The sequence below is a fragment of the Streptomyces albireticuli genome (assembly GCF_021228125.1).
Classification (GTDB): domain Bacteria; phylum Actinomycetota; class Actinomycetes; order Streptomycetales; family Streptomycetaceae; genus Streptomyces; species Streptomyces albireticuli.
Map to the genome: position 1 here is coordinate 75,164 of NZ_JAJQQS010000016.1, position 12,984 is coordinate 88,147.

A 12,984-nucleotide genomic window follows, 5' to 3' on the forward strand; every position below is an offset into this window, starting at 1 on the left:
GGCGCACCCGCGTCGAGCGCTCGACCGTCGACGGCTGGCGCTACCACGTGACCTGGAAGCCGCTCACCGGCGCCGCGTCCGGCACCCTCACCGGACCGTGGCTGGCGCTCGTCCCGGCGGGAACCGCCGCCGACGAGTGGACCGCCGCCGTGACCGCGGCCCTCGGCGACGACGCCGTCACCGTCGAGGCCGACGTCACCGACCCCGCCGCGCTGACCGCGCGCCTCACCGGACTCGCCCCCGAGGGCACCGGATTCGCCGGTGTCGTCTCCCTCCTCGCCGCCCCGGACACCGACGGCGTCCCCGTCGGCCTGGCACAGCCGGGCCGGGTGGTACGGGCCCTGGCGGACGCCGGTGTCGACGCCCCGCTGTGGTGCGTCACCAAGGGCGCCGTGTCGGTGGGCCGCTCGGACGCCGGTGAGAACGCCGCGCAGGCCGCGGTGTGGGGGCTCGGCCGGGTCACGGCCCTGGAGCACCCGGACCGCTGGGGCGGCCTCGTCGACCTCGCGGACGTACCCGACCGGCGCTCGGCCGACCGGTTCCGCGCCGTGCTCTCCGGCACGGACGGCGAGGACCAGGTGGCGCTGCGCCCCTCGGGCGCCTTCGGACGCCGGCTCGTACGCGCCACGGCGGACGCCACGGCGGCCCCGTGGCAGCCGTCCGGCACCGTCCTCGTCGTCGGCGAGGCGGCCGGCGGCGCCGGCCACGTCGCCCGCTGGCTCGCCGGACAGGGAGCCGGGCACGTGCTGCTCGCCGGACCCGCCGCGGCGGACCCGGCGGAGCTGCGCGCCGAACTCGACGCGCTGGGCACCGGGCTGACGACCGTCACCTGGACCCCGGAAGACACCGAGGCGCTGCCGGCCGCGCTCGCCTCCCTCCCGGAGGACCGGCCGCTGACCGCGGTGGTCCACGCCCGCGAGGAGGAGCCGGCCACCGACGAGGACCCGGCCGCCGCGCTCGCCGCGCTGCACACGAGCGTCGAGCGCCTGTCGGCCACGGCCGACGAGGCCACCGGCGACCGGACCCTGGACGCGTTCGTCCTCTTCTCCTCGATCGCCGGCACCTGGGGCGCGAGCGGCCGGAGCGCGGCCGCGGCGGCCGGCGCCCACCTGGACGCCCTGGCCCGCCGGTACCGGGCACGCGGAGTGCGCGCCCTGTCGGTCTCGTGGGGCGGCTGGGCGGACACCACCGACGACAGCCTGGCCGCGCACCTGCGCGCCAACGGGCTGCCCGCGATGGACGCCGCGCGCGCCCTGACCGCGCTCGCCCGCTCCCTGGGCGACGACGCCTCCTCGGTGACGGTGGCCGACGTCCGCTGGGACGTGTTCGCCCCGGCCTTCACCCGGACCCGGCACAGCGCGCTCTTCCGGGAGCTGCCCGAGGCCCGCGAGGCCCTGGCGGCCCCCGGCGGCGCCGGGGGCGGCACGGCGGAGGCCGCGCCCGGACTCCGGGCCGCGCTCGCCGCTCGCCCGGCCGCGGAGCGAGCCGAGGCACTCCTGTCCGTGGTCCGTGACGAGGTGGCGGCGGTGCTCGGGTTCCCGGACGCCGACGCCGTCCCCTCCGGACAGGCGTTCAAGGACCTCGGCTTCGACTCGCTGACCGCCGTCGACCTGCGCAACAAGCTCGCCGCCGCGACCGGCCTGTCCCTGCCCGCGACCCTCGCCTTCGACTACCCGACGGCCGAGTCGCTGGCCGGCCACCTGCTGGCCGAACTCCTCGGCGAGGACGAGGACCTGCCCGCCACCACCGCCACGGCGGTGCGTGGCGCCGACACGGCCGACGACCCCGTCGTCATCGTCGGCATGAGCTGCCGCTACCCGGGTGGGATCCGCTCGCCCGAGGACCTCTGGGACCTCGTCATGGACGGCGGCGACGCCATCGGCGGCTTCCCGACCGACCGCGGCTGGGACCTCGACCGGCTCCTGCACGGCGACCGCGACGGCCACGGCGGCACCGTCGCCCGCGGCGGCGGCTTCCTCCACGACGTGGCGGACTTCGACCCCGGCTTCTTCGGGATCTCGCCGCGCGAGGCCATGGTGATGGACCCGCAGCAGCGCATCCTGCTGGAAGCGGCCTGGGAGGCCCTGGAGCGGACCGGCGTCGACCCGGCGGACCTGCGCGGCGGTGACACCGGTGTGTTCATCGGCGGCGGCTCCGGCGACTACCGCCCCGAGGCGGGCCAGCTCGGCCACGCGCAGACCGCGCAGTCGGCCAGCCTGCTCTCCGGCCGGGTGTCCTACACCCTCGGCCTGGAAGGCCCGTCCGTCAGCGTCGACACGGCCTGCTCGTCCTCGCTCGTCGCGCTCCACCTGGCCGCCCAGGCCCTGCGCAACGGCGAGTGCTCCCTCGCCCTCACCGGCGGTGTCACGGTGATGTCCACGCCGGTGAACTTCGTCGAGTTCGGCGAGCTGGGAGCCCTCTCGCCCGACGGCCGCTGCCGGGCCTTCTCGTCCTCCGCGGGCGGCACCGGCTGGTCCGAGGGCGTAGGCGTCCTCGTCCTGGAACGCCTCTCGGACGCGCTGGCCAACGGACACGAGGTCCTCGCGGTCCTGCGCGGCTCGGCCATCAACCAGGACGGAGCCAGCAACGGCATCACCGCGCCCAACGGCCCCTCGCAGCGCCGCGTCATCCGCCGGGCCCTGGCCGTCTCCGGCCTCGCCCCGGCCGACGTGGACGCGGTCGAGGCACACGGCACCGGCACCTCCCTGGGCGACCCCATCGAGGCGCAGGCCCTGCTGGCCACGTACGGACAGGACCGCGAGCGGCCGCTGCTGCTCGGGTCGCTGAAGTCCAACATCGGCCACACCCAGGCCGCCGCCGGCGTCGCCGGAGTGATCAAGATGGTCCTGGCCATGCGCCACGGCGTCCTGCCCAGGTCCCTGCACCTCGACGAGCCGTCCACCCACGTCGACTGGACCGCCGGCGCGATCGAGCTGCTGGCCGACGAGGCAGCCTGGCCGGAGACCGGCCGCCCGCGCCGGGCCGGCATCTCGGCCTTCGGCGCCAGCGGCACCAACTCCCACGTGATCATCGAGCAGCCCGCACCGCCCGCCGGGAACGTCACCGACGCCCCCGAGCCGGTGGAGCACGGCACCCTGCTGCCCGTGCCCGTGTCGGCCGCCGCGCCGGAAGCCCTGCGGGCCCAGGCCAGGCAGCTGCACTCCTACGTGGCCGCCCGGCCCGGCCTCACCGTCGAGGACCTCGCCCTGCCCCTGGCCACGGCCAGGTCGGCCTTCGCGCACCGCGCCGCCGTACTCGCCGGCGACCGCGACACCCTGCTCCAGGGCCTGGCCGCGCTCGCCGACGGCCTCACCTCCCCCCAGGTCGTCCTGGGCGCCGAGGCGGCCCGGCGCGGCAAGCTCGCGGTGCTGTTCTCCGGCCAGGGCTCGCAGCGGGTCGGCATGGGCCGGGAGCTCTACGCACGCTTCCCCGTCTTCGCCGAGGCACTCGACGCGGTGACGGCACACCTCGACGCCGAACTGGACCGCCCCCTGCGGGACGTCATGTTCGACGACGCGGAGCGGCTGGACGAGACAGGCTTCACCCAGCCCGCCCTGTTCGCCCTGGAAGTGGCGCTCTACCGGCTCGTCGAGTCCTGGGGCGTCCGCCCCGACTTCGCCGCCGGGCACTCCGTCGGCGAGATCGCGGCGGCACACGTCGCCGGGGTGTTCTCCCTGGAGGACGCCTGCCGGCTCGTCGCCGCCCGCGCCCGCCTGATGAACTCCCTTCCCACCGGCGGCGCCATGGTCGCCGTCCAGGCCACCGAGGACGAGGCGCTGGCCCACCTGACCGACGGGGTCTCGCTCGCCGCGGTCAACGGACCGGACTCGGTCGTCCTCTCCGGGGACGAGGCCGCCGTGCTCGACATCGCGGCGAAATTCACCGCCGACGGACGCAGGACTAGGCGTTTGCGGGTCAGCCATGCATTTCACTCACTCCACATGGACGCCATTCTCGAGGACTTCCGCCGGGTCACCCGGAGCGTCGCCTACGACGCCCCGACGATCCCGCTCGTGTCCAACCTCACCGGTGAGGCGGCGACCGGGCAGCAGATGTGCACCCCGGACTACTGGGTGAACCACGTCCGCGAAGCCGTCCGGTTCGGCGACGGCGTACGCACGCTCGCCGAGCGCGGCGTGACCGTCCTCCTGGAGCTCGGCCCCGGCGGCGCCCTGTGCGCCATGGCCCAGGACACCCTCGACACCCTGTCCTCCCGGGCGGTGACCGTCCCGGCCCTGCGCAAGGACCGCGGCGAGGAGGAGTCCGTGCTCACGGCGCTCTCCCGGCTGCACGTCGGGGGAACGGACCCGCGCTGGGACACCGTCCTGGCGGGGACCACGGCCGCGGCCCGGCGCACCGACCTGCCCACCTACCCCTTCCAGCACCAGCGGTTCTGGCCGGAGCCCCGGCCCGCCGACGCCGGCGCCACGGCGGGCGGCGAGGACGACGGCTTCTGGACGGCCGTGCGCGACGAGGACTTCGCCTCGCTCGAGGCGACCCTGAACGTCGACGGCGACGCGCTGTCCAAGGTGCTCCCCGCCCTCGCGGACTGGCGCCGCCGGCGCGGTGAGGTGACCACCGTCGACGGCTGGCGGCAGCAGATCACCTGGCAGCCGCTCACCCTCGCGCCCTCCGCCGCCACGGCGGGCACCTGGCTCGCCGTCGTCCCGGCCGGCCACGCCGACGACCCCTGGGTCGCCGACGTCCTGGCCGCCCTCGGCGCGGACACCACGAGCCTCACGGCCGACGGCACCGGACGCGAGGAACTGGCCGGCCGGCTGCGGAAGGAGACCGCGGGCGGGCGCGCGTTCACCGGCGTGGTCTCCCTGCTCGCCCTCGCGACCGCACCCGCCGACGGGGCCGACGCCCCCGAGGCGCTGGCACTCACCACCACCCTGATCCAGGCGCTCGGCGACGCGGACGTCACCGCACCCCTGTGGTGCGTCACCCGCGGCGCGGTCGCGGCCTCGCCCGCCGAGCCCGTGCCCGGCACCGAACAGGCCGCCGTATGGGGACTGGGGCGCGTCGCCGCCCTGGAGCACCCGCGGCGCTGGGGCGGTCTGATCGACCTGCCCGAGACCCTCGACGAGCGGACCGCGGCCCGCTTCGCCACGGTCCTCAACACCCCCGCCGGCGAGGACCAGATCGCGGTACGTCCCTCCGCTGCCTTCGGGCGCCGGCTGGTCCCCGTACCGGCCGGCCGGACCACCGGCGAGTGGAACCCCACGGGCACCGTCCTGATCACCGGTGGCACCGGCGTCCTGGGCGCCCGGGTGGCACGCGAACTGGCCCGGGCCGGAGCACGGCACCTGCTGCTCCTCAGCCGCCGCGGCCCCGACGCCCCCGGCGCGGAGGCGCTGCGGTCCGAACTCGCCGCACTGGGCGCGGACGTCACCCTCACCGCGTGCGACGCCGCCGACCGGGAGGCGCTCGCCGCCGTCCTCGCCGGCATCCCCGCGGAGGCGCCCCTCACCGGCGTCGTCCACACCGCGGGCGTCCTCGACGACGGCGTGCTCGAGGGCCTCACCCCGGACCGCTACGAGGCGGTCTTCCGCGCCAAGGCCACCTCGGCCCTGGCCCTGCACGACCTCACCCGCGACCTGGACCTGGCCGTCTTCGCCCTGTTCTCCTCCTCGTCCGCCGCGGTCGGCAACCTCGGACAGGCCAACTACGCCGCCGCCAACGCCTTCCTCGACGCCCTCGCCGAGCGGCGCCGGGCCGACGGCCTCGCAGCGACCTCGATCTCCTGGGGCCCCTGGGGCGGCGGCGGAATGGCCGACGACGACCGGGCGGCCGCCGCGGCCCGGCGCACCGGGATCCGCCCCCTGGACCCCGACCTCGCCGTCACGGCGCTGCGCCGGGCCGTGACGGACGGCCGTCCCACCGAGGTCGTCGTCGACGTCGACCCCGAGCGGTTCGTCCGGTCCTTCACCACCGTCCGGCCCAGCCCGCTCCTCGCGGCCCTGGCCACCGGCACCGCGCAGTCCCCGGCCGGGCACACCGACGAGGAGGCCCCCGGCACCACGCTCCGCGAGGAACTGACGGGCCTGCCGCAGGCGAAGCGCTCCGCGGCCGTACTGAACCTGGTGCGCACCCGGGCCGCGGCCGTACTGGGACACCCGACCGCCGACGCCGTCGGCGCCGACCGGGCGTTCCGGGACCTCGGCTTCGACTCCCTCAGCGCCGTCGAGCTGCGCAACCAGCTCAACGCCGCGACGGGGCTGAACCTCACCGCCACGCTCGTCTTCGACCACCCGAACCCCGCGGACCTGGCCGACCACGTCCTCGGCCTGCTCGTCCCGGAGAACGGGCCGGAGGAGAGCGCGACCGACGGCGACCTCGACCAGCCGGGCATCAGGGCCCTGCTCGCCTCCGTCTCCATGGCCCAGCTCCGTGAGATCGGCGTGCTCGAACCCCTGCTGAAGCTCGCCGCAGCGCAGACCGCCGCGTCCGACGACGGGACCACCGCCACCACGGAGGCGGACGCCTACGACGAGTCGATCGACGCGATGGACGTCGCCGACCTGGTGCAGGCGGCCCTCGACGGCAATTCCCACAACGAGCGCTGAAAGAGCGGACCATGACCACATCCAACGAAACCGTCGTCGCGGCCCTCCGAGCCTCGTTGAAGGAGGCCGAACACCTCCGCCGGCAGAACCACAAGCTCGTCGCCGCCGCCACCGAACCGATCGCGATCATCGGCATGAGCTGCCGGTACCCCGGGGGCGTGAACTCCCCCGAGGACCTGTGGCGGCTCCTGGCCGCGGGCCGGGACGCGATCGGAGCCTTCCCCACGGACCGCGGCTGGGACCTGGACGCCCTGCGGGAGGCCGGAGTCGACCAGCGCGGCAACGCCGTCAGCCAGGAAGGTGGCTTCCTCGACTGCGTGGCCGACTTCGACGCGGGCTTCTTCGGGATCTCCCCGCGCGAATCCGTCACCATGGACCCGCAGCAGCGGCTGCTCCTGGAGACCTCCTGGGAGGCCGTCGAGCGGGCCGGCATCGACCCGGTGTCGCTGCGCGGCAGCCGCACCGGCGTGTACGTCGGCACGAACGGCCAGGACTACGCCTACCTGCTCGTACGCTCCCTGGCCGACGCCACCGGCGACATCGGCACCGGAATCGCCGCCAGCGCCACCTCCGGGCGGCTGTCCTACACGCTGGGCCTGGAGGGCCCGGCGGTGACGGTCGACACGGCGTGCTCCTCCTCGCTCGTGGCCCTGCACACGGCCTCCCAGGCCCTCCGGGCCGGCGAGTGCTCGCTGGCCCTGGTGGGCGGGGTGAACGTCATGTCGTCCCCCGGCTCCCTGATGGAGTTCAGCCGGCAGGGCGGGCTGGCGGCGAACGGCAGGTGCAAGGCGTTCTCCGACGACGCCGACGGCACCGGCTGGTCGGAGGGCGTGGGCGTCCTCCTCGTGGAGCGCCTGTCCGACGCCCGCCGCAACGGGCACCCGGTCCTCGCCGTCGTGCGGGGCTCGGCCGTCAACCAGGACGGCGCCTCCAACGGCTTCACCGCGCCCAGCGGTCCGTCGCAGCAACGGGTGATCCGGCAGGCGCTCGCGAGCGCCGGACTGACGACCGCGGACGTCGACGTGGTCGAGGCCCACGGCACGGGCACGCCGCTCGGCGACCCGATCGAGGCGCAGGCCCTGCTGGCCACCTACGGCCAGGGGCGCGACCCCGAGCGGCCGCTGCTCCTCGGGTCGGTGAAGTCCAACCTCGGCCACACCCAGGCCGCGGCCGGCGTGGCGGGCATCATCAAGTCCGTCATGGCGATGCGGCACGGTGTGCTGCCCCGGACCCTGCACGTCGCCGAGCCGTCGTCCCATGTGGACTGGTCGGCCGGCGCGGTGGAGCTGCTGACGGAGTCCCGGGAGTGGCCCAAGGCCGACCGGCCGTGGCGCGCGGGCGTCTCGTCCTTCGGCATCAGCGGCACCAACGCCCACGTCGTCATCGAGCAGGCTGACCCGGCCGAAGAGCCGGTGACCGCTCCGGCACCGGCGCCCGAGGTGGTGCCGTGGCCCGTCTCGGCCAGGTCCGAGGAGGCGCTGACGGCGCAGATCGAGCGGATCTCGTCGCTGAGGGGTGCCCCGTCCCCGGTGGACGTCGGGTTCTCGCTCGTCGCGGGCCGTTCGGCCTTCGAACACCGGGCGGTACTGCTGGCCCGGGGCCCCGAGGGCGAGCTGTCCGAGGCGGCCCGGGGCCGCGCGGAAACGGGCCGTACGCTCGCCGTGCTGTTCTCGGGTCAGGGCGCGCAGCGGGTGGGAACGGGCAAGGAGCTGTACGGCCGGTTCCCGGTGTTCGCGAAGGCTTTGGACGAGGTGCTGGCGCGGTTCGACGGTGAGCTGCGGGACCTGCGTGAGGTGATGTTCACCGACGCGGAGCGGCTGGACACGACCGGTTTCACCCAGCCGGCGCTGTTCGCCGTCGAGGTGGCGCTGTTCCGCCTCGTGGAGTCGCTCGGCATCCGTCCGGACTTCGTGGCGGGACACTCGATCGGTGAGATCGCGGCGGCGCACGTGGCCGGGGTGTTCTCGCTCGATGACGCCTGCGCTCTGGTGTCGGCGCGTGCCCGGCTGATGCAGGCGCTGCCCGCCGGCGGCGCGATGGTGGCCGTCCGGGCGGCGGAGAGCGAGATCGCTCCCCGGCTGACGGACGGTGTGTCCGTCGCGGCCGTCAACGGCCCGGAATCGGTCGTCCTCGCCGGGGACGAGGCCGAAGTGCTCCGGATCTCCCAGGAGTTCGCCTCCGAGGGGCGCAAGACTCAGCGGCTGACGGTGAGCCACGCGTTCCACTCGGCGCTGATGGACCCGATGCTGGAGGACTTCCGCCGCGTGGCGGAGGGCCTCTCCTACACGGCGCCGGAGATCCCGGTCGTCTCCAACGTGACCGGCGCACCCGCCACCGGCGAACTGATGTGCTCGGCCGACTACTGGGTCCGGCACGTCCGGGAGACGGTCCGCTTCGCGGAGGGCGTCCGCGCCCTGGTGGCCGAGGGCGCCTCGGCGTTCCTGGAGCTGGGTCCCGACGGCGTGCTGACGGCGATGGCCCGGCAGAGCCTGGACGAGACGGCCGTGGCCGTCCCCGCCCTGCGCAAGGACCGGTCCGAGGAGACGGCGCTGCTCACCGCCCTCGCGCACCTGCACGTCGCGGGCGTCGGGGTGGACTGGGCCGAGCTCTTCGACGGCACCGGCGCCCACCGGGTGGAACTGCCCACCTACCCGTTCCAGCACGAGCGCTACTGGCCGCGGCTCGACGTGTCCGGCGGTGACGTGACCGGCGCGGGCCTTCAGCCGGCGGAGCACCCGCTGCTGGGCGCCACGCTCACGCTCGCCGAGTCCGGTGAGGTGGTGTTCACGGGCAGGCTGTCGACCCGGTCGTACCCCTGGCTGAACGACCACGTCATGGGCGGCAGCGTGCTCTTCCCGGCCACCGGCTTCCTGGAGCTGGCCATGCGCGCCGGCGACCAGGTCGGCTGCGACCGGGTCGAGGAGTTCCTCCTGCTGTCCCCGCTGGCCCTCACCGAGGACGGTGCCGCACAGGTCCAGGTGCTGCTCGGGGCCCCCGACGAGACGGGCGCGCGTTCCCTCTCGGTGTACTCGCGTGCCGACGGCGCCTTCGACGAGCCGTGGACCCAGCACGCCCACGGCACGCTCAGCACCGGCGAGCGGATCGGCGACTTCGGCTCCCAGGTCTGGCCGCCGCGGGGCGCGGAGGCCGTGGACCTGGAGGGCTTCTACGACGGCACCGGCTACGGCCCGGCCTTCCAGGGCCTGCGCGCGGTGTGGCGCTGCGAGGACGGGGCCTACGTGGAGGTGGCGCTGCCCGGCCACGTCGAGGGGGACGCGCGGTCCTTCGGCCTCCACCCCGCGCTGCTGGACGCGGTGCTCCAGTCCCACCGGATGGCCGGCGTCGGCAGTGAGGGCGACCAGTTCCTGCCGTTCGCCTGGCGGGGCGTGTCGCTGCACGCCGCGGGCGCGTCGGTGCTGCGCGCCCGCGTCACGAGGACCGGTGACGACTCGGTGTCCATCACCGCCGTCGACACCGAGGGCGCGCCCGTGCTGTCGGCCGAGGCGATGGTGATGCGCGCCTACCAGGACCCCGGCACCGGCCGGTCGGCGACTCGGCGCGGCACGCTGCTGTCGCTGGACTGGGTCGCGGCTCCCGAGGTGCGGCCCGCCCCGGCCCGGTGTGTGTCCTTGGGCGCCGACGAGCCGGGTGTGGGCGCGTCGGTCGCCTCCCTGGCCGACCTGACCGGCGACGAGGACTTCGTCGTGGTGCCCGTGTCCGGCGCGGGCGACGACGTGCCGACCGCCGCGCACCGGCTGACGGCCCGGGTCCTGGGTCTGCTCCACGAGTGGGCGGACCGGGCGGAGGGCGGCACCTCGCGCCTGGTGTTCGTGACCCGGGGCGCCGTCTCGGCCGACGAGGGCGAGCCCGTACGGGACCTCGCCGCGGCCGCGGTGTGGGGCCTGGTGCGCTCGGCGCAGTCGGAGAACCCCGGGCGGATCGTACTCCTCGACCTCCAGGACGGCGGTCTCGCCGAGGTGCTCGCGGACCTGCCCGGTCTGCTGGCCACCGAGGACGCGCAGTTCGTGGTACGGGACGGCGTCGTCCGGGTGGCACGGCTGGCCCAGCCCGGCGCCGGCGCCGGGCTGCTGCCCCCCGCCGGGGTGCCGTGGCGGCTGGACAGCCGGGCCAAGGGCAGCCTGGACGATCTGGTGCTCGCCCCCTGCCCCGAGATCCTGGAGCCGCTCACCCCCGGCCAGGTCCGCCTGGACGTCGAGGCGGCCGGTGTGAACTTCCGCGACGTGCTGAACGCCCTGGGCATGTACCCCGGTGAGGCCGGCCTGCTCGGCGCCGAGGCCGCCGGAACGGTCACCGAGACCGGGCCCGGCGTGCACGGACTGCGCCCGGGTGACCGGGTGATGGGCATGGTCTTCGGCGGCTACGGCCCGGTGGCCGTGACCGACCAGCGGCTCCTGACCCGGATACCCGAGGACTGGTCGGCCGACCGGGCGGCCTCGGTCCCGCTGGTCTTCCTGACCGCCCTGTACGCGCTGAAGGACCTCGCGGACCTGCGGCCCGGCCAGTCGATCCTCGTCCATGCCGGCGCCGGCGGCGTCGGCATGGCGGCGATCCAGCTGGCCCGGCACCTGGGCGCCGAGGTGTTCGCCACGGCCAGTGAGGGCAAGTGGGACACCCTGCGCGAACTGGGCGTGGCCGATGACCACATCGCCTCCTCCCGCACCACCGACTTCGAGGAGCGCTTCCGGGCGGTCACCGGCGGCCGTGGCGTGGACGTGGTGCTCAACGCGCTGGCGGGCGAGTTCGTCGACGCCTCCCTGCGGCTGACCGCCCCCGGCGGCCGTTTCCTGGAGATGGGCAAGACCGACATCCGTGACCCCGAGTCCACCGCCCCGGTGCACTACAAGGCGTTCGACCTCGCCGACGCGGGCCCGGACCGGGTGCAGGGGATGCTCGGCGAGCTCCTGGAGCTGTTCGCCGAAGGCGCCTTGCACACGCTGCCGGTGGCGACCTGGGACGTCCGGCGCGCGCCGGAGGCGTTCCGGTACATGAGCCGGGCCCAGCACATCGGCAAGATCGTGCTGACCCTGCCGCGCGCCTGGGACCCGGACGGCACCGTCCTGATCACCGGTGGCACCGGCGGCCTGGGCGGCGAACTGGCCCGGCACCTGGTGACCGAGCGCGGCGCGCGGCACCTGCTGCTGGTCAGCCGCGGCGGGCCGGACGCGCCCGGCGCGGACGCGCTGCGCGCCGAACTGGCCGCGCACGGCGCCGAGGTGACGCTCCTCGCGTGCGACGTGGCCGACCGGGAGGGAGCGGCCGCGGCCGTCGGCGCGGTCCCCGCCGCGCACCCGCTGACCGCGGTGGTCCACACGGCCGGTGTCCTCGACGACGGCATGGTGGCCGCGCTGACGCCCGAGCGGCTCTCGGCGGTGCTGCGTCCGAAGACGGACGCGGCCTGGCACCTGCACGAGGTCACCAAGGACCTCGACCTGGCGGCGTTCGTGCTGTACTCGTCCGTCTCGGGCGTCCTCGGCACGGCGGGTCAGGGCAACTACGCGGCGGGCAACGTCTTCCTGGACGCGCTGGCCCGGCACCGCGCGGCGCACGGGCTGCCCGCGCACTCCCTCGCCTGGGGCGCCTGGGCCCCGACCGGCGGCATGACCGCCACCCTCTCGGACGCCGACGTGCAGCGGATCGCCTCCTCGGGGGCCGCACCGCTGACCGTCGAGCAGGGCCTGGCGCTGTTCGACGCCGCCACCGCGACCGCCGGATCGCACCTCGTGCCCCTCGGCCCGGTCACCATGGGCACGCGGGACCGGGGCGCGGTGCCCCCGGTGCTGCGGGGCCTGGTCAAGGGCGGCCGGCGGGCGGCCGCCGGCGCCGCGGGCGGCGCCGAGGGGGCCGAGCGGTTCACCCGGCGGCTGAGCGAGGCACGGCCGGAGGACCGTACGCGCCTCGCGACCGACCTCGTACGGACCGAGGCCGCCGCCGTGCTGGGGCACGCCTCGGCCAAGGCGATCGACACCCGGCGCGAGTTCAACGACCTGGGCTTCGACTCGCTGACCGCCGTCGAGCTCCGCAACCGGCTCGCCACCGCCACGGGGCTGAGGCTCTCCGCCACCCTCGTCTTCGACTACCCCAACCCCCTCGCACTCGCCGACCACCTCGTCTCGCGGCTCGTGGACGACAGCGGTACGGGGCCGGACCTCCTCGCGGAGCTCGAACGGCTCGAGTCCGCACTCGCCGTCAGCGAGCCCGACGACCGCACCAGGGCCGCCGTCGCCGGCCGCCTGGCGCAGATCCTCGACGGCTGGCGCGGGGCCCCGGCGGAGGAGGACGGCGCGGAGGTCGCCGAGCGGCTCGAAACCGCCAGCACCGATGAGATCTTCGCCTTCATCGACAACGAGCTCGGCCGCCACAGCGATCGCTGAGTCCGGCCCCTTTATTTTCACGG

General features: G+C 75.5%; 2 protein-coding genes (1 of these 2 running past the window's edge). Both read left to right on the top strand.

The window, feature by feature from the left end:
- A protein-coding gene (locus LUZ64_RS26180) for a type I polyketide synthase (RefSeq protein ID WP_095584536.1) crosses the window boundary here: on the top strand, positions 1–6,569 show its 3' end. It extends 21,982 nt beyond the left edge of the window; 6,569 of the gene's 28,551 nt are visible here — the last part of the coding sequence; its start codon lies beyond the left edge, outside the window; its stop codon occupies positions 6,567–6,569.
- Entirely contained in the window at positions 6,566–12,961 is a 6,396-nt protein-coding gene (locus tag LUZ64_RS26185) for an SDR family NAD(P)-dependent oxidoreductase (RefSeq protein WP_420877592.1), read from the top strand. Before LUZ64_RS26180 ends, LUZ64_RS26185 begins: the two co-directional genes overlap by 4 nt.
- Positions 12,962–12,984 lie beyond the last annotated feature (23 nt).